Annotated in this window: 17 protein-coding genes, 1 tRNA gene and 1 rRNA gene; 3 read left to right on the top strand and 16 right to left on the bottom strand. The window is 50.7% G+C overall.

Features of this window, described 5'->3' with window-relative positions; translation table 11 throughout:
• The first annotated feature begins 84 nt into the window (after nt 1-84).
• Both ACLJQD_RS00005 and rrf read left to right on the top strand, forming a co-directional pair.
• Nucleotides 85-160: transfer RNA gene (locus ACLJQD_RS00005), tRNA-Thr, on the top strand.
• A gap of 39 nt (nt 161-199) precedes the next feature.
• Nucleotides 200-315 (top strand): 5S ribosomal RNA (gene rrf / locus ACLJQD_RS00010).
• A 783-nt stretch (nt 316-1,098) separates the two neighbouring features.
• Here rrf and ACLJQD_RS00015 read toward each other — a convergent pair.
• The 3 genes from ACLJQD_RS00015 to ACLJQD_RS00025 form a co-directional block, all read right to left on the bottom strand.
• The gene (locus ACLJQD_RS00015) at nt 1,099-1,320 is read right to left on the bottom strand and encodes a membrane protein (protein WP_000825645.1); all 222 of its coding nucleotides are present in this window, start codon (nt 1,318-1,320) and stop codon (nt 1,099-1,101) included.
• A 236-nt stretch (nt 1,321-1,556) separates the two neighbouring features.
• Nucleotides 1,557-4,670 (bottom strand): efflux RND transporter permease subunit, encoded by a 3,114-nt coding sequence (locus ACLJQD_RS00020; protein ID WP_001273283.1) that lies wholly within the window; start codon nt 4,668-4,670, stop codon nt 1,557-1,559.
• An 11-nt stretch (nt 4,671-4,681) separates the two neighbouring features.
• Nucleotides 4,682-5,839 carry an efflux RND transporter periplasmic adaptor subunit gene (locus ACLJQD_RS00025; protein ID WP_000160383.1) on the bottom strand — a complete coding sequence of 386 codons (1,158 nt, stop codon included), beginning with the start codon at nt 5,837-5,839 and terminating at the stop codon, nt 4,682-4,684.
• Between the two features lie 413 nt (nt 5,840-6,252).
• On the opposite strand from ACLJQD_RS00025, the gene envR reads away from it, so the two are divergent.
• Nucleotides 6,253-6,915, top strand: a complete 663-nt coding sequence (gene envR / locus ACLJQD_RS00030; protein WP_001085721.1) for an acrEF/envCD operon transcriptional regulator — start codon at nt 6,253-6,255, stop codon at nt 6,913-6,915.
• A gap of 2 nt (nt 6,916-6,917) precedes the next feature.
• On the opposite strand, the gene ACLJQD_RS00035 is transcribed toward envR, so the two are convergent.
• The 13 genes from ACLJQD_RS00035 to msrP form a co-directional block, all read right to left on the bottom strand.
• Nucleotides 6,918-9,017: a putative bifunctional diguanylate cyclase/phosphodiesterase gene (locus ACLJQD_RS00035; RefSeq protein WP_017441459.1), complete on the bottom strand. Its 2,100-nt coding sequence runs from the start codon at nt 9,015-9,017 to the stop codon at nt 6,918-6,920.
• A 150-nt stretch (nt 9,018-9,167) separates the two neighbouring features.
• Nucleotides 9,168-9,332: a DUF2556 family protein gene (locus ACLJQD_RS00040; protein WP_000620015.1), complete on the bottom strand. Its 165-nt coding sequence runs from the start codon at nt 9,330-9,332 to the stop codon at nt 9,168-9,170.
• An 82-nt stretch (nt 9,333-9,414) separates the two neighbouring features.
• Entirely contained in the window at nt 9,415-10,299 is an 885-nt protein-coding gene (yhdJ, locus tag ACLJQD_RS00045) for an adenine-specific DNA-methyltransferase (RefSeq protein ID WP_000642611.1), read from the bottom strand.
• A gap of 85 nt (nt 10,300-10,384) precedes the next feature.
• Complete coding sequence (gene fis / locus ACLJQD_RS00050; RefSeq protein WP_000462905.1) at nt 10,385-10,681, bottom strand: DNA-binding transcriptional regulator Fis; 297 nt, start codon at nt 10,679-10,681, stop codon at nt 10,385-10,387.
• Nucleotides 10,682-10,706: 25 nt separating this feature from the next.
• Nucleotides 10,707-11,672 carry a tRNA dihydrouridine synthase DusB gene (gene dusB / locus ACLJQD_RS00055; RefSeq protein WP_001219664.1) on the bottom strand — a complete coding sequence of 322 codons (966 nt, stop codon included), beginning with the start codon at nt 11,670-11,672 and terminating at the stop codon, nt 10,707-10,709.
• Between the two features lie 266 nt (nt 11,673-11,938).
• On the bottom strand, nt 11,939-12,214 hold the full coding sequence (locus ACLJQD_RS00060; RefSeq protein ID WP_223229460.1) for a carbonic anhydrase family protein: 276 nt from the start codon (nt 12,212-12,214) through the stop codon (nt 11,939-11,941).
• Between the two features lie 119 nt (nt 12,215-12,333).
• Nucleotides 12,334-13,215 (bottom strand): 50S ribosomal protein L11 methyltransferase, encoded by an 882-nt coding sequence (gene prmA / locus ACLJQD_RS00065; RefSeq protein ID WP_001145849.1) that lies wholly within the window; start codon nt 13,213-13,215, stop codon nt 12,334-12,336.
• A gap of 11 nt (nt 13,216-13,226) precedes the next feature.
• Complete coding sequence (panF, locus tag ACLJQD_RS00070; protein WP_001175684.1) at nt 13,227-14,678, bottom strand: sodium/pantothenate symporter; 1,452 nt, start codon at nt 14,676-14,678, stop codon at nt 13,227-13,229.
• Entirely contained in the window at nt 14,668-14,910 is a 243-nt protein-coding gene (locus tag ACLJQD_RS00075; RefSeq protein WP_000340018.1) for a YhdT family protein, read from the bottom strand. The genes panF and ACLJQD_RS00075 overlap by 11 nt, the downstream gene beginning before the upstream one ends.
• A 108-nt stretch (nt 14,911-15,018) precedes the next feature.
• Nucleotides 15,019-16,368, bottom strand: a complete 1,350-nt coding sequence (gene accC, locus ACLJQD_RS00080; protein WP_000884627.1) for an acetyl-CoA carboxylase biotin carboxylase subunit — start codon at nt 16,366-16,368, stop codon at nt 15,019-15,021.
• Nucleotides 16,369-16,378: 10 nt separating this feature from the next.
• Entirely contained in the window at nt 16,379-16,849 is a 471-nt protein-coding gene (gene accB, locus ACLJQD_RS00085) for an acetyl-CoA carboxylase biotin carboxyl carrier protein (RefSeq protein ID WP_000354626.1), read from the bottom strand.
• A gap of 392 nt (nt 16,850-17,241) precedes the next feature.
• A complete protein-coding gene (gene msrQ / locus ACLJQD_RS00090) occupies nt 17,242-17,841 on the bottom strand; it encodes a protein-methionine-sulfoxide reductase heme-binding subunit MsrQ (protein WP_001240053.1) in 600 nt (199 codons plus the stop codon).
• The gene (gene msrP / locus ACLJQD_RS00095) at nt 17,842-18,846 is read right to left on the bottom strand and encodes a protein-methionine-sulfoxide reductase catalytic subunit MsrP (protein WP_000723876.1); all 1,005 of its coding nucleotides are present in this window, start codon (nt 18,844-18,846) and stop codon (nt 17,842-17,844) included.
• Between the last annotated feature and the right edge of the window lie 85 nt (nt 18,847-18,931).

Here is an 18,931-nt window from a genome sequence, read left to right on the forward strand (position 1 = left end):
CAGAAGTGAAACGCCGTAGCGCCGATGGTAGTGTGGGGTCTCCCCATGCGAGAGTAGGGAACTGCCAGGCATCAAATTTAGTGTGCTGATATGGCTCAGTTGGTAGAGCGCACCCTTGGTAAGGGTGAGGTCCCCAGTTCGACTCTGGGTATCAGCACCACTTAATACGGTTAAAGTTCGGTATTTGAAAAAGAATTTGCCTGGCGGCAGTAGCGCGGTGGTCCCACCTGACCCCATGCCGAACTCAGAAGTGAAACGCCGTAGCGCCGATGGTAGTGTGGGGTCTCCCCATGCGAGAGTAGGGAACTGCCAGGCATCAAATAAAACAAAAGGCTCAGTCGAAAGACTGGGCCTTTTGTTTTATCTGTTGTTTGTCGGTGAGTAGTCTCCTGAGGAGGACAAATCCGCCGGGAGCGGATTTGAACGTTGCGCAGCAACGGCCCGTAGGGTGGCGGGCAGGACGCCCGCCATAAACTGCCAGACATCAAATAAAGCAAAGGGCCCAATCGAAAGATTGGGCCTTTTTGCATTTATCTCTCTATGGAAAAAGTTATCGGTTAATGGCACCGACGCGTTTTAAACATCTTCGTAGAGTGGATAAAAACCGTTTTAGTAAACGTGATTTCCCGCCATATATCCGCCTGAACCATCGAATGTGAACCGTGCTGAAGTAGATGTACAAACGGCTTTTACTTACGCCTCTAATAAGCAATAGAGATATTCGCTGAGGACTAAGAATCTGGCCCATTAGGCTATTTTATTTGCCAGTTTGGCCCTGGGACAGTGCTCAAAATCCTCATGTATTACGTGTATGCTCCGGTTTATATCCAGACTGTCTGTAATAATTACGCCTAATGACCACGCTCTAAGTCTTACTGTATAAAGCCTGTTTGTAATGCGGCTTACGATGCTATCAAGCTACAATTTTGTCTGCATCGGACAAGGAATAGAATAAATACCATCGGGATGGGCGAGTAAGAAAAGGGAGCGTTTTATCGTGTTAACTTTCGGGGGATAGGCTGAATAGATTACGTCGCTGAGTATCCTTACGACCTTTATATTATTACTGAAAGCGCGGCATTGCCGCGCCTGCATGTATCATTTAGAAAGCGCAATGATACCCATCGTCAACCCTGCTACCGCCGCAGCGCCGCCAGCAATAGCGCCTGCTGTCTCCCAGTTATCCTGCGTTGTACCTTTCATACATGTATTGGTATGAACCAGTCGCCCTTGATCGTCATAAACCGGTACGCAGGGAGAATCATGTGCACAACCTGCCAATAAGGTGGTAAGCAATGCAACTGGAATTAGTCTTTTCATGGTGTTACCTCATTAATCAGCGTTTCGCGAAGTACAGCAACGTAAATGCTGGCTCTAACCGCTGCGAAAACGAGAGTTATTTTACCACCACAGAAAAAATGGCCGACATGAGGAATCATCTCAATTCATGTGAATTGTAAAAACTATGGAGAATGCAGAGGTAAGCGGAGAGGGGGAATAGCGGAGATAAAGACATACCGTTTAAAAAGGCGTCCGAAGACGCCTCTGTTTACCGGTTAATCATGATGGCGATTAAATCGGCGTTTTACAACAACGAAGAATACTGGCACGAAGAAGATAGCTAATAAGGTTGCGGTTAACATTCCCCCCATAACCCCTGTGCCTACTGCGTTCTGTGCCCCACTACCTGCGCCACGACTGATAACTAACGGCATTACCCCGAGAATAAAGGCCAGCGAGGTCATTAGAATAGGACGTAAACGCATACGGGATGCTTCCAGCGTCGCTTCAATCAATCCACGTCCTTCTTTTTCCATGAGATCTTTGGCGAACTCGACAATCAAGATGGCGTTTTTAGCAGAAAGGCCAATAGTGGTTAACAAGCCAACCTGGAAGTAAACGTCATTGTTCAGACCGCGCAATGACGCTGCAAGCAGAGCGCCAACCACGCCGAGCGGTACGACCAGCATTACCGAGAACGGAATTGACCAGCTTTCATACAGAGCGGCAAGGCAGAGGAAAACGACAATGAGTGAGATTGCGTACAGCGCCGGCGCCTGGTTACCTGACAACCGTTCCTGATACGACATACCTGTCCAGTCATAGCCAATACCGTTTGGCAGCTGTGAAGCCAGGTTTTCCATTAACGACATGGCTTCACCGGTACTTCGTCCGGGCGCTGCTTCACCGAGCAGTTCCATTGACGGCATCCCGTTATAGCGTTCCAGGCGTGGCGAACCATAAATCCACCGTGCTGAGCTAAAGGTAGAGAAGGGCACCATCTCGCCATTAGCGCTGCGAACATAAAGATTGTTGATATCTCCCGGCAGCATACGGAACTGAGCGTCAGCCTGAACGTATACTTTTTTCACTCGTCCGCGATCGATAAAGTCGTTAACGTAATAGCCGCCCAACGCCGCGGAGATGGTTTCGTTGATATCAGACAGCGAAACACCGAGCGCCTGCGCTTTTTCTTGATCGACATCCAGCTTGAACTGTGGCGTGTCTTCCAGCCCGTTCGGGCGTACGCGCACTAATAGGTCAGGATGCTTCGCGACCATACCCAGGAGTTGATTACGCGCTTTTGTTAACGCATCGTGACCGAGTCCTCCCTGATCAATCAGTTCAAAGTCGAAACCTGTCGCGGTACCTAACTCGACAATTGCTGGCATGTTGAAAGGGAACACCAACCCGTCGCGAATCTGGCTGAAGGCGCGTGTCGCTCTGGCGATAACGGCTTCGACGCTATTTTCTTCACCGTTACGCTCTTCCCAGGGTTTAAGGCTGACAAATGCCATCCCTGAGTTTTGTCCCTGACCGCTAAAGCTAAAGCCGTTTACGGTAAACACGCTTTCGACGTTCGCTTTTTCATTATTCAGGTAGTAATGAGTGACTTGATCCAGCACTTTCTGCGTACGTTCTTGCGTAGCGCCAGAGGGGAGCTGAATCATGGTCAGGAATACCCCCTGATCTTCTTCCGGCAGGAAGGAGGTCGGGAGGCGTAAAAACAGAACCGCCATTCCGACTACAATAAGTAGATAGATAATGAGATAGCGACCCGTATTACGCACGATGCCGCTTACGCTGTTAGTATAGTGGTTAACGCTGTGGTCAAACCTGGTATTGAACCAGCCAAAGAAGCCGCTTTTTTTCTCGTGATGTTCAGCAGATACGGGTTTAAGCAGCGTAGCGCACAGTGCTGGCGTCAGAATCAACGCAACCAGAACGGATAGCGCCATTGCTGAAACAATAGTAATAGAGAACTGGCGATAAATTGCCCCGGTCGAGCCGCCAAAAAAGGCCATCGGGATAAATACCGCAGACAGTACCATCGCGATACCAACCAGCGCTCCCTGAATCTGCGACATGGATTTTTCCGTCGCCTCTCGGGGAGAAAGGTTATCCTCCATCATTACACGTTCAACGTTTTCTACGACCACTATCGCATCGTCAACCAACAGCCCTATCGCCAGTACCATACCAAACATCGTCAGAGTATTGATGGAATAGCCAAAGGCGGCGAGTACCGCAAAAGTGCCTAGCAACACGACAGGAACAGCGATGGTAGGAATCAGGGTTGCCCGGATATTCTGTAAGAACAGATACATTACCAGGAACACCAGAATAATCGCTTCAAACAGCGTTTTTACCACTTCGTGGATAGATATTTTTACGAAGGGCGTTGTGTCATAAGGATAAACCACCTTCATTCCCTGAGGGAAGAAAGGCTGCAGTTCCGCCAGTTTCGCTTTGATTGCGGTTGCGGTATCCAGCGCGTTAGCGCCGGTCGCCAGTTTAATACCGAGACCGGAGGCCGGTTTACCGTTAATGCGCGCTACAACGTTATAGTTTTCACCGCCAAGCTCAATACGCGCGACATCTTTGAGATGGACGACAGAGCCGTCGGTATTGACGCGCAACGTAACTTTGCCGAACTCTTCCGGATCTTTCAGACGCGTTTGGGCGATGATTGAGGCGTTAAGCTGCTGGCCCGGTAATGCTGGCGTGCCGCCCAGTTGGCCTGCCGCAATCTGGTCGTTCTGTACTTTTAACTGGTTGATGACGTCAACTGGCGTGAGCTGGTATTTATTTAGCAGATTCGCATCCAGCCAGATACGCATGGCGTACTGTGCGCCAAATAGCTGAACGTCGCCCACACCATTCAGACGGCTGATAGAATCCTTAATGTTAGAGGCGACATAGTCAGAGATGTCGTCCTGGGTAGTGTTCGGATTATCTGAAACGAACCCGGCGACCATCAAAAAGCTGCTGCTGGACTTTTCAACGCTAATCCCCTGCTGCTGGACTTCTTGCGGCAGTAAAGGCGTGGCGAGCTGCAATTTATTTTGCACCTGAACCTGCGCGATATCCGGATCGGTTCCGGACTGGAAGGTCAGGGTGATGGTCACGCTACCAGCAGAGTCGCTGGTAGAGGACATATACATCAGGTTATCGATACCGTTCATATTTTGTTCGATAACCTGAGTAACCGTATCCTGTACCGTCTGCGCATCCGCGCCAGGATAGGTTGCAGAAATAGAAACCGCTGGCGGCGCAATGGTTGGATACTGCGCAACGGGAAGTTGCATTATTGCCAGTGCGCCAGCCATCATCAGGATAATGGCCAGAACCCAGGCGAAAATAGGACGTCTAATAAAAAAGTTTGCCATGTACGGTTACCTTATTGCGCCGTTTTCGCTGCAGGAGCATCGGTAGTGGCTTTCACCTGGACGCCCGGTCGCGCTTTTTGTAAGCCGCTGACGATGACCTTATCGCCCGGTTTTAACCCTTCGCTGATGAGCCATTTATCGCCAATAGCCTGCGCCGCCACGACATTGCGGGCTTCGACCTGGCTTTTATCGTTAACCACCATCACCATTGCGTCGCCGCGCGGCGTGCGGGTCACGCCCTGCTGGGGGACAAGGATGGCATTGGGCTGGACGCCTTCATCAATGCGGGCGCGAACAAACATACCGGGAAGCAGACTATGTTGCGGGTTAGGGAACACCGCCCTGAGCGTGATAGAGCCGGTGCTTTCATCTACGGTAACGTCGGAAAATTGCAGCGTGCCTTTAATCGGGTAGACCTGACCATTTTCCATTACCAGTTGAACCGTGCTACTGGCGCTGTCTTTATGCAGGTTACCTTGTTCGACGGATTGCTTGAGTCGCATAAAGTCGTTGCTTGATTGCGTCACGTCGACATAAATCGGGTCGAGTTGCTGCACGGTAGCCAGTTCAGTTGACTGACCATTAGTCACCAGCGCGCCTTCAGTCACATTAGATTTTCCTATACGCCCGCTGATGGGTGAGGTGACTTTGGTATACGCAAGGTTAATACGCGCGCTTTCAACAGCGGCTTTTGCCGCCACAACGGCGGCATCGGCCTGGCGGGCGTCGGCAATCGCCTGATCATATTCCTGTTGGCTGATATATTTTGTGCCGACCAGTGGAACATAGCGTTTGACCGTCAGGTGCGCGATAGCCGCAGCCGCTTCGCTTTTAGCAAGTTCGCCTTTAGCGCTGTCATAATCAGCCTGATAAGTGGCAGGATCGATCTGATAAAGCGACTGCCCGGCCTCTACATCGCTACCTTCGGTGAAGTTTCTTTTAAGCACGATCCCGCTCACCTGGGGGCGAACCTCCGCAATGCGAAATGCGGACGTACGTCCGGGAAGTTCGGTCGTTACGGCTAGCGGCGCTGTTTCGACCACATGGACGGTGACTTGCGGCTCGCCGGCATGAGCCTGGGTATCTCCCTGGTCATTACAACCGGCCAGCAGCGCAGCAGAGAATATGATGAATGAGGGCAGGAGTGAAAACCTGGCATGTTTCGTCATTACTGTTCCTTAAAAAACCGAAAGCTCGTTATTCACCGGATAACGGTAAGGCGTTAACGCGCGAAAAATAGAATAGCAGTGGGGTATCCTACAAATTATTAGCTTGTGATGTAAGCAATACTTATTTTGGGATGGGGTTCACGGCACATAAAAGCAAAAAAAAAGAACTATTCCCTGTCGTTTCATAATGTCCCGATTAGTAAAATCATGATGTTGAATAACATAATTAGAAATATATATTTTATATGAATATGTTTTATTAATTTATTTGTTTTTATTATTGATTTGGCGATATTGTGCGAAATAAAAATGGCTGTCTCTCGTCTGACTAAAAAGGACATGGTAAAGTTGTTTTTTGTGCTGAGTATTTTATCAGCGTATTTATCGTTTTTATGGTCCAGGATATCTTAATTATGGCGAAGAAAACGAAGGCGGATGCGCTTAAAACGCGGCAACATTTGATTGAAACCGCTATTGCGCAGTTCGCTTTGCGCGGCGTTGCCAACACGACGTTGAATGATATCGCTGATGCCGCTGATGTCACGCGGGGCGCCATCTACTGGCACTTTGAGAATAAAACGCAGTTGTTTAATGAGGTTTGGTTACAGCAACCACCTTTACGCGAACTTATTCAGGATAGGCTTACGGGATGCTGGAATGATAATCCTTTACAGGATCTACGAGAGAAATTTATTGCAGCCTTACAATATATTGCGGCAGTGCCTCGTCAGCAGGCATTAATGCAGATTTTATATCATAAATGTGAATTCCATAATGGTATGATATCGGAACAGGCCATTCGGGAGAAGATTGGTTTCCATCATCAGTCGCTGCTTGAAGTATTACAGCGATGTATGGATAAAAAGCTGATCTCAGGCAGTCTTGATCTGGATGTCATATTAATTATTCTGCATGGTAGTTTTAGCGGAATAGTAAAGAACTGGTTAATGAATCCCACAAGTTATGATCTTTATAAGCAGGCGCCTGCATTAGTCGATAATGTATTAAAAATGCTAAGCCCGGATGGCAGTGTGAGGCAATTAATGCCAAATGAACAACAGGCGGAAGAAGCCTGAGATTATTTTGAGTTGATATTATATATTGGCCTTGTGAATATATTGGCAGGGTCCCGAATATCGCGAGCAATTTCCTCTGCCGTACGCGGCTTGCCAAGCAGGAACCCCTGAAGCGTATGGCATCCTAACTGGGTCAAAAATTGTTGCTGTGTTTCATTTTCTACCCCTTCTGCCACAATTTGCAGATTTAACGCTTTCGCCAGCGCGACAATAGCCGCAACAATGGTCGCGCCGTCGCCTGCCTCGCTGAGTTCATGTACGAAAGCGCGATCAATTTTTAGTTCGCACGCCGGAAGACGTTTCAGATAGAGAAGGCTGGAATAACCGGTGCCAAAGTCGTCAATAGAGGCCTTAACCCCCATTTCCGTTAATCTGGTGAGTATAGCGACGCTTTGCTCTGGCTTGTTCATCGCCGTGGTTTCGGTGATTTCCAGAATCAATAAATCGGGACGGATACTGTGTCGGGCCAGGCTCCGCGTAATGGTGTCCACAAGCCCGGGCTGCTCAAATTGTAAGGCGGACAGATTTACCGCCACTGACCATAAGTCGTATCCCTGTAAGTGCCACTCGCGGAGCTGTCGACACGCCTCGTCTATCACCCAGCTACCGATAGTGACGATAAGACCCGTTTTTTCCGCCAGCGGTAAAAACTGGTCAGGATTCAGTACGCCTTGTTTTGGATGATACCAGCGCAACAGGGCCTCAAATCCTACAATGGGGCCGGCAGGGGCCTGAAATTTAGGCTGATACACCAGCCTGAGCTCTTGTCTTTCCAGCGCCAGCCACAGGTCATTCATTAGCTGAAGTTGGGTTTGCGCCAGCATATTCATTGATGGCTGAAAGAAATGGTATCCGTTACGCCCTGTATGCTTCGTGTGGTACATCGCGGCATCGGCGTTGAACATCAGTTCCCGTTCGTTTTTTCCGTCCAGCGGATAGAGCGCTATTCCCACGCTAAGGGTGACGACCAGTTCATACGGATCTATCGTAAAGGGCGCATCTATCGAATGTACCAGCGAGCTGGCAAGGGAAGCCGCTTCGTCAGGCGCGCTGACTTCTGCAAGCAGCACAAATTCGTCGCCGCCAATCCGCGCCAGGGTAAACTGACCGCTCAGTGGTTGGTTCAGACGATGCGTGACCGCCACCAGTAGCTTATCGCCGATATCATGACCATAAGCGTCATTAACGGCTTTAAAGCCATCCAGATCCATAAACAGTAGCGCGAAAGACGTGCCTTCCCGATTCGCTTTGCTGATGGCCTGTTCCAGACGATCCTCAAGAAGTACCCGGTTTGGTAAACGGGTGAGCGTATCATGCAGCGCCAACTGCGCCAGTTCCTGGTTCGCCTGCGCCAGCGAAGAGGCAAGTAGTGCGGTGCGGGCCTGAAGCCGGGCGTCAAATAAAGAAACCAGCAGAGTAATACCCAGGATAGTCAGCGCGACCACGCTGACAAGAACAGCCAGCCAGTTGCTATCGACGCCACGATGCTCCATCGGCCAGTTTTGGGGAAAGTGTGCGGCCTTCATGCCGGCGTAATGCATGCCGGCGATAGCTATCCCCATTAATACCGCGGCGCCTGCTCGCCTCAGGGCGACATCTGTTCCCTCATGACGCAGGCGGAACGTGAGCCACAGCGCGCCGCAGGACGCCAGTAGCGCGATAATGATAGAGAGGGCAACCCATGCGCTATTCCAGACGATAATGGAAGCAAATTGCAGCGCCGCCATCCCGGTATAATGCATTGCGCTGATGCCCAGTCCCATCACCAGCGCGCCCGGCAGTAAACGGCGCAGGCGCAGTTTTTCAGCGCTAACCAGCCATAGCGCAAACAGGGAGGAGCCGATCGCGATCAGCATGGAGAGGCCGGTGAGGAACGGATCGAAGCGCATGTTCATCGCGTGATCCATCGCCAGCATCCCGACAAAATGCATCGCCCAAATACCGACGCCCAGCGCGAAGCCGCCGCCCATTAGCCATATTCTGGCGTTTGATCGGGCGCTTCCGGCTACGCGTCCGGCCATATTTAATGCGGTATAGGACGCAAAAATAGCGACAGCAAATGAAACCGCCACAAGGATGTGGTTGTACTCACTAACCGGCATGTATCATTAGCTCATTGGTTATGCAGGAAAAGAACAGGACGAGACAGTATCACCCCTTCTTTTATCCTCAACGTGTTTTAATTCCCTGTTTTTATAAGGGATAAAAGAAATCCGGGTGATAAATAATCATAGGTTAAATCGCCCGGTTCGCTACTCCAGATCGGTACAATTGATCAATTTAAGAGGGTTAACCGAATCCATGTTTCGGCACTTATCCTGTTCAGTCGCCATCAATTCGATCCATTGCATCAAAAGCGCATCAAAAAGAAAAACGGAGACGGCAAAAACAACCAGCCACCAATACTTACGTATCATCGTCAAATCCTGTGTATTCATGCCCATGCGTGCTGGGAATATACATGAAATTTTGACGCTGAAAAGCGGACTTACAATGCTTTTACTTCTCTGAAGATAGCGCGTTTATCCCGACATTTCGCTGCTTTTTGGACAGGTTTTGTGTTTTTCTCTTTTTGACTTTTGCAAGTTCATTTTCTGAATAATGCGAAGTGACGCTCAATCTTCTGAGCCCCATTTTTACGTACTCATTATTGAGTTCAATACCGATAAACTTACGACCTGACGCCGCTGCGACAGCGCCTGTGGTGAAACTGCCTGCGAAAGGGTCCAATACGGTATCGCTCGGGTTAGAAGAGGCCAGTATGATCCGTTTCAACAGCGCGCTGGGCTTTTGCGTAGGATGGTTTTCATATTCATCCATCAGATAACGTACGCGAGGAAATGACCAGACGTTGCCCGGCACTTTTTTCTGATTGTATGGTTGGGGCGGGTTTTTTCGATAATCGATTAGCGCGCGCTTAGCGCCCGTAGTGGTTTCGACCAGAATCGCATCACGGTTAAAGGTATAGCTTTTCGGGTTTTTTACCATCATCAGGATCGGTTCATACATAGAACCAAAGTATTTTTTCGCCTGCACCCCGGAACTATCATAGGACCAGACGATACGGCTTTTGATGGTAAAAAGCGTTCGGCATTTGAGATCGATATACGGCATATTTTCTGTGCTATTCATGATGTACATGGTGCCGTGTTTCTTCAGTACGCGGTGGCACTCATCAATGCATTCATACAGCCAGGCCAGAAAAGACGCTTCGTCCCAGGATTCCACCATACCGTCGAAATCTTTTCCGATATTGTAAGGCGGATCGGCAAAAATTAAGTCAATGCTTTCAGAAGGCAGTTTTTTAAGTTCTGTTAGCGCGTCACCGTGAATAATCTTCTTCGATTCATCGCCAAAGTACTGAGGTTCACATTCCGCTTTCATGACCAAATTCCATGTGATGCGTATAAAAAAGGCGCTTCCCCATGCCGAGTAGCGCCTTTTTAAACAAGCAGTTAGCTAATCGAAATTAGTTCATGCCGTATTTTTTTAATTTTTTACGCAGCGTACCACGGTTGATGCCCATCATCAGAGCAGCACGGGTCTGGTTACCACGGGTGTATTGCATCACCATGTCCAACAGGGGCTGTTCTACTTCAGCCAGTACCAGCTCATACAGGTCATTAACGTCCTGACCATTCAGTTGAGCAAAATAGTTCTTCAGTGCCTGTTTAACCGAGTCACGCAGGGGTTTTTGGGTTACCTGATCCTGAGAGTTAACGGTAGAAACGGTCAGTACGTCAGAATTTACGCGTTGTTCGAACATAGTTCTGTCAGCTCTTTATTTCTGTTTACGCAAAATTTTCGAAGTATGCCTCCAACGCCTCCAGCTGTTCGCTGGCGTCCTCAATAGCGTTGAATGTGCGCCGAAACTGGTCGTCTGGAGCGTGCTCCTGGAGATACCAGGAGACGTGTTTACGCGCGATTCGGTACCCTTTTGCCTGACCGTAAAAGTCATGCAGTTCCCGAACATGCGTGCAAAGCAAGCGCTTTACCTCTGCCAGCGGCAGCGGCGGAAGCAGCTCCCCAGTGTCCAGATAATGCTGGATTTCCCGAAAGATCCAGGGTCTTCCCTGAGCTGCGCGGCCTATCATCAGGGCATCCGCCCCTGTATAGTCGAGAACAGCTCTGGCTTTATGCGGGTTAGTAATGTCGCCATTCGCGATAATCGGAATGGAAACTTTCTGCTTAACTGCCCGAATACTGTCGTATTCAGCTTCTCCGTTGAACAAACAGGCGCGGGTGCGGCCATGGATGGTCAGAGCCTGAATACCACAATCTTCAGCCAGTTGGGCAATCTCTACGCAGTTACGGTGTTCCGGCGCCCAGCCGGTGCGAATCTTGAGAGTCACAGGAACGTCCACTGCGTTTACGACCCCGATGAGTATAGACTTCACTAAATCCGGGTACTGCAAGAGGGCTGAACCTGCCAGCTTACGATTCACTTTCTTCGCCGGGCACCCCATATTGATATCAATAATCTGGGCGCCGCTTTCCACGTTAATACGTGCGGCATCGGCCATCTCAACAGGGTCGCTACCGGCAATTTGCACCGTGCGAATTCCTGGCTCATCAACGTGCACCATCCGTAAACGAGATTTATCGCTTTCCCACACTTGCGGGTTAGAAGACATCATCTCGGATACTGTCAATCCTGCTCCCATCTCATAGCACAGCGTCCGGAAAGGTCTGTCAGTAATGCCAGCCATGGGCGCTGCGATCAGGCGATTTCTGAGCTGATATTGTCCGATGCGCATGAGTTAAGAAATGACCATACTGTGACTGCAAGGCGGCGTATATTACGCATTTTTTGCACGAGATGAAAGGCCAAACTTTGAACAATCCACTGTTGTAGATCAATGAATCGTGCTTAAAAACAGCAAAATAAATTTATAATTCAGTAAAATCATAGGGTTATTTATTGTCGGCGGTTTTGTACGCGCTTACAAATTCCCGTAACTTCTCTCTATTTCTTCGTCCAGAAACAAGATAAGCGGAATAATCTGCTTTTTTTATAAGCTAATTACCCCAAATGAATGGGATCGCCGTCTCGTTTCAGGACAAGATCACTTCCCACTGCGCGTGATTTTTCTCCATTGCCAGTCGGAAGGGGGCGCACAGATGCGCTTTTGTGTTCATGAACGGCACGGATAAATTTTTCCAGCTGCGCTGAAGAGAGGGTTAGCGGATGCTGCAGAACAACCCAGACAGCATTTACTAAGCACGAGGACGATGGCTGCCACCCGTTAAAACGCCAGTATCTTTTGTCCGCTGGTAGCAGCAGTTTATCCAGACGGATAGTGACAAAGAAGTTATTTCAGGCATTCATTTGATGAATTTAATGATGTCTCGGTGCCTGAAAGGCGTTAAGGCAGTTGTGTGGAGAAAAGCGTGGCCGGGCGACCACGCTGACAAGAATTATTTCTTACGGCCAGTAATGCGGCACCATTCTTCTTTTTCGACGACCGGGTCGAGAGTGAAAAGCTCGGCGTAAGCATCACAGACGCTTTCCGCCTGGCTGGCGAGAATACCTGAAAGCCCCAGCAGACCGCCCTCAACGGGCAGTACGCTGATTAACGGGGCCAGTTCGCGTAATGGGCCTGCCAGGATGTTAGCGACGACCACGTCGGCTTTCATGGCTTCTGGCTGGTCTTTCGGCAGGTACAGCTCCAGCCGGTCAGACACGCCGTTGCGTTCGGCATTATCGCGACTGGCCTGAATAGCTTGTGGATCGATATCAATACCAATCGCCTTTGCTGCTCCCAGCTTCAGCGCGGCAATCGCCAGAATGCCTGAACCGCAGCCAAAGTCGATCACGGTTTTGCCGTTGAGATCGAGCCCGTCCAGCCATTGCAGACATAAAGAGGTGGTGGGGTGCGTACCCGTACCGAACGCCAGTCCCGGGTCGAGCATCACGTTGACGGCATTCTCGTCCGGAATGTCACGCCAGCTGGGACAAATCCACAGACGCTCGCCAAAACGCATCGGATGGAAATTATCCATCCATTCGCGTTCCCAGTCTTTATCTTCCAGTTGTTCGATTTTATGGGCAAATCCGGCACCCAGCAGCGGATGTTGCTCCAGAATCGCGACAACGTCTTTCATGTCGGTTTCGGCGTCGAACAGACCGATCACATCGGTATCGCCCCACAGACGGGTTTCGCCCGGCAACGGCTCAAAAACCGGCGTATCGTGCGTATCCTGAAAGGTAATGGAAACGGCGCCCGCTTCCATCAGCGCATCACTCAGCTCTTCAGCATTCGCGCCGGTGGTATTCAGTTTCAATTGGATCCATGGCATGGCAAAACTCTTTATTTATCAGTAGACAATACGGTGGCTTGCGAAGCGGAAGAGCCGAATCGGTTTCCGATCAGAAAAGCCAATAAACTTAACAGTAACGCGGGCACAATCGGATGAAAGCCCAGGTACTGAATATTAAATGTGGCAAGCAGGGCATATAGCACGCCGCCCACGATCATGGCGCTTAATGCGCCTGCCGCGTTTGCCCGCTCCCAGTAAAGGCCCAGTACCAGCGGCCATAAGAACACCGCTTCCAGGCCGCCAAACGCCAGCAGGTTGAGCCAAATGATCATCTCTGGCGGTTTCCATGCTGCCAGCAGCAACAGCGCGCCTAGCAGTAATGTAATCGCTGCCGACATACGCTTCAGCCGGATCTCATTTTGCATCTGATCGGGGCGCAGGTTGAGATAGAGATCTTTAATGATCGTCGCGGAACTTTGCAGCAGTTGGGCATTAATTGTTGACATGATCGCCGCCATTGGCGCAGCGAGGAAGATCCCGGCGGCAAACGGCGGCAAAACTTTCACCATTAGCGTTGGGATCACCAGATCCGGCACCGTCAGATCCGGAAGCACCGCGCGACCCAGCGCGCCGGCAAGGTGCATCCCGAACATTAAAATCGCCACGACAATCGTACCGATAATAATGCCCCGGTGTACCGCTTTACTGTCTTTATAGGAGATGCAGCGCACCGCCGTATGCGGCAGGCCAATCACACCAAAACAGACCAGTACCCAAAAAGAGGTCATAAAGGCGGGAGAAAGTATGTCATCGGCGCCCTGCGGCGTTACCAGTTTGGGGTCGAGAGCGTGCAGCGTGTCAACGGCCTGACTTAGACCGCCCGCCGCATGCACCACGCCCACCAGCAGCACTATCGTGCCGACCAGCATCACCAGGCCCTGTAGCGTATCGTTAAGTACGCTGGCGCGAAAGCCGCCAAACGCCGTATAGAGTGCGATACTGACGCCAAATATTAGCAGGCCGGTTTCGTAGGGAATTCCCGCCGCGGTTTCCAGCAGTCGCGCGCCGCCGATAAATTGTACGGTCATTGCACCAATAAACGCGACCAATAAACTCAGGCTTGCCAACCACACCAGCAGGCGGCTTTGGTAACGCGCGAATAGCATATCGTTAAGCGTGACGGCATTATAGCGACGCGCCAGGATAGCGAATTTTTTACCCAGAATACCCAGTGAAAGCCAGACGGCGGGAAGCTGGATCATCGCCAGCAAGACCCAGCCCAGACCGTATTTATAAGCCGCGCCGGGACCGCCGATAAATGAACTGGCGCTAATATAGGTGGCGGTAAGCGTCATCGCGAGCACGATCCCGCCCATCGAACGGCTGCCAAGAAAATATTCGTTTAAAAAAGTGCCGGCGGTACGCTTGCGCATAGCGTAAATCGAGACCCCGAAGACCACGATCAGATAGGCTACCAGCGGTAGAATGACCTCAAGCTGCATCGTCATCCTCCAGCGAAATATCGCGATAAATGAATTTCACCATCGCCCAGCACAGCAAAATAAAGACCAGCGGCGTCAATAAGCAGGCCATTTCGAACCAGTGCGGCAGACCGGTAATTCCCGGCGAGTCTCCAGGTAAGTAAGCAGCCACTAACCATGCCGCCAGATAGCAAAGGGTCAGCCACAGCGCCCAGCGCGCCTCTTTATGGGCCTGAACAAAACGAGCGTCCATTTTTTGTCCCTTATGGGTGAAGAAAGCGGGAATTGTACATGATGGGGCATCGCTATCCCCAGAAATAAAAAAGGCCGGATTCACCGGCCTTTTGAGATTAACGTGCGATTACTTTTCCTGAAGACCGAGTTTTTTCTCCAGATAGTGGATGTTGGTTCCACCGTGCTGGAAGTGCTCGTCATTCATGATGCGGGTCTGCAGATCGATATTGGTTTTGATACCATCGATAATCAGTTCCTGCAGGGCATTTTTCATACGGGCAATCGCCACGTCGCGGTTTTCACCGTAGCAGATGAGCTTGCCGATCATGGAATCATAGTACGGCGGCACCGTGTAGCCCGCGTAGATATGAGATTCCCAGCGAACGCCAAAGCCGCCAGGCGCATGGAAGCGCGTGATTTTGCCAGGGCTTGGCAGGAAAGTGTTCGGATCTTCGGCATTGATACGGCATTCTACCGCATGGCCTCGAACGACAACTTCGTCCTGTGTGATCGACAGCGGCTGACCCGCCGCGATGCGCAACTGCTCTTTGATCAAATCGACGCCGGTAATCATTTCAGTCACCGGGTGTTCAACCTGAATACGGGTGTTCATTTCGATGAAATAGAACTCGCCGTTTTCGAACAGGAATTCGAACGTCCCTGCGCCGCGATAGCCGATGTCTACGCACGCTTTCGCGCAGCGTTCGCCGATATAGCGACGCAGTTCCGGCGTAATGCCTGGCGCCGGGGCCTCTTCAACCACTTTCTGGTGGCGACGCTGCATGGAACAGTCGCGTTCCGCCAGATAGATAGCGTTGCCCTGGCCGTCCGCCAGCACCTGAATTTCGATGTGGCGTGGATTTTCCAGGTATTTTTCCATGTATACCATGTCGTTGCTGAAAGCCGCTTTCGCTTCCGCTTTGGTCATGGAGATGGACTGCGCCAGTTCAGCATCGCTACGAACCACGCGCATACCGCGGCCGCCGCCGCCGCCGGACGCTTTGATGATCACCGGATAGCCAATACGTTTGGCATGAGCGCGGTTCGCATTCATATCGTCGCCCAGCGGGCCGTCAGATCCTGGTACGGTCGGCACGCCCGCTTTTTTCATCGCGGTAATCGCGGACACTTTATCGCCCATCAGGCGGATGGTATCCGCTTTCGGGCCGATAAAGATAAAGCCGGAGCGTTCAACCTGCTCGGCAAAATTGGCGTTCTCAGAAAGGAAGCCGTAACCCGGGTGGATTGCCACCGCGCCGGTGATTTCAGCGGCGCTAATGATAGCCGGGATGTTCAGATAACTTTTTACGGACGGTGCCGGGCCAATACAGACCGTCTCATCCGCCAGCAATACGTGTTTTAAATCGCGATCCGCGCTTGAGTGCACAGCGACGGTCTTGATGCCGAGTTCTTTACAGGCTCGAAGAATACGTAGTGCGATCTCGCCGCGGTTGGCGATGACAATTTTATCCAACATGTTCGCCTCGTTACTCGATGACGACCAGTGGCTCGTCAAATTCTACCGGTTGACCACTTTCGACCAGAATCGCTTTCACAGTACCTGCTTTGTCAGCTTCGATCTGGTTCATCATTTTCATGGCTTCAACGATGCACAGGGTATCGCCCACGTTCACTTTCTGGCCCACTTCGATGAACGCTTTCGCGTCCGGGCTTGGGGTGCGGTAGAAAGTACCAACCATTGGGGAGCGTACGATGTGACCACTGATTTCCGCTGCGGCAGGCGCTTCCATTGCTGGAGTAGCCGCTGGCGCGACAGCGTTAGACAGAGCGGGTTGCTGCATCATCGGCGCCGCATAAGCCTGCTGCATCACCGGAAAACCGGCGTTTGCCGTTGTGCGGCTGATGCGAACAGATTCTTCGCCTTCAGAAATTTCCAGTTCGGAGATACCTGATTCTTCAACCAGCTCGATCAGTTTTTTAATCTTACGAATATCCATGAGTGGGTTCCGTACTCTTTGTTTAGTGTGATTGTGACAGGCGTTTTAGCGCCGTCTGTAAAGCATGTGAATGACTGCCGCGGGTAAAATACCGCGCATCTTTGATTTGCCTGTTATGCCGTAGCACCCGAAGGTGAAATTCATGATTTGCCAGTCATTGTGTGGCTATCTTCTGCCATTTTCGGGCAAAAAACAAAATATACCTTCATTGCTCGATTGTCACCCTTTCTGCGAACGAAAATCGCCGTTGGGGAATGTAAAGTCGCACATTATAACTATTTCGTCGCAATTGGCAGCTAAATACTGGTCTTATCAGGGAAGATAATCAACCCGAAACATAAAAAGGACATTACCTGTTTTGCGTTTTGCAATCGACCGCACAGTTCACCAAACTAGCGCCACCACTGGCGAAACTTCCGGTAACGCAACGCTAAAAGGGCTAACGCTAATGCTGCGTAGATGACCGGTTGCGGTGATAAAATCTTTACCGACCACAGGTAATGTATGGGAGCCAGGATCGCGACAAGATAGACGACGTTATGCAGTGTTTGCCAGCGTTTGCCCAATTTACGCTGCGCAAATTGCGTTGAGGTCAACGTCAGCGCCAATAACACCAGCCAGCTAATGATCCCAAGCGTCAAATAAGGGCGTGAAATCAACTCGCTTCCTAACAACGCCAGGTTATGTATCCCCAGTTCCAGTAAGGCATAGCTGGTTAAATGCAGCGTAGCCCAAACGAAACACCATAATCCTAACAGGCGGCGTGTGCGTATCAATAATGGCTGTTTAGCGTAGCGCGCCAGCGGTGAAACCAGCAAGGTGGCGAGCAAAAATTTGAGCGCGGTTCTGCCGGTAAAGTGTTGGATATCCTTTACCGGGTCTGCGCTGAGTCCACCGTGATTTATCGCCCAAAAGAGCCACAGAAGCGGCAAAAAACCGGCAAGATGCAGACAAACTTTTAGCCAGGTTATCTGTTTTGCTGTCAGACGCACTTAAAAATTCTCCCGCAAATTGAGACCGCGATACAGCGAAGCGACTTCATTGGCGTAGCCGTTAAACAGCAGCGTCGGCTGTCTTTGCACATCGAGGATACCGCCTGAACCAATAAAGCGTTCGGTAGCCTGAGACCAGCGTGGATGATCCACATGCGGGTTCACATTGGCGTAAAAACCATATTCGTTGGGAGCCGACAAATTCCAGGTGGTTGGCGGACGTTCGCGGGTGAGTTTAATGCTGACAATAGATTTAATACCTTTAAAACCATACTTCCATGGAACGATGAGTCGAATGGGCGCGCCGTTTTGCGGGGGTAACGCCTTACCATAGACGCCAACGGTCATCAGAGTCAGCGGATGCATGGCTTCGTCCAGACGTAGCCCTTCGACATAAGGGTATTTCAGTCCGCCGCCAATAAAGCGATCTTTCTGTCCTGGCATATCATCCGGCGCGTATAGCGTTTCGAATGCCACATATTTAGCGTGGCTGGTGGGCTGTGCCTGCGCGAGTAGCTTATATAAAGGGAAACCAATCCACGGCACGACCATGGACCACGCTTCGACGCAGCGCATTCGATAGATACGCTCTTCTAATGGGAAACGATGTGTTAAATCGTCATAATCCAGCGTAAATGGCTTCGCGACTTCCCCGCTGATTTTCAACGTCCACGGTTCGGTTTTCAGACTTCCGGCATTGGCCGCCGGGTCGGCTTTATCAAGGCCAAACTCATAGAAATTGTTGTAGCCCGTCACCTTATCTTCCGGCGTTAACGCTAAATCGCTTCGCCAGGCGGCAGGCTGACTAAACTCAAGCGGTTTACCGGCAGGCGCTTTCGGACGATCGTTGCCTTTAAACCAACTGAAGAGATCGGCCTGCGCCGTTGAGGGTAAGGATAAGGCGGCCGCGCTGATGCCTAATGCTTTTAGCACCTGTCGGCGCTGCATAAAAAAAGCCGATTCCGCAGTCACATCGGCTTCTGTTAATGGACGTATCTTTTTCATCACAGACTCCCGGTCTACCCACCACAACATGGCGTGTAGTGAATATGACAGGGAGTGTGTCAATGTGTAAAAATAAATAGTTAAT

Source organism: Salmonella sp. SAL04214 (assembly GCF_046550615.1).
Classification (GTDB): domain Bacteria; phylum Pseudomonadota; class Gammaproteobacteria; order Enterobacterales; family Enterobacteriaceae; genus Salmonella; species Salmonella enterica.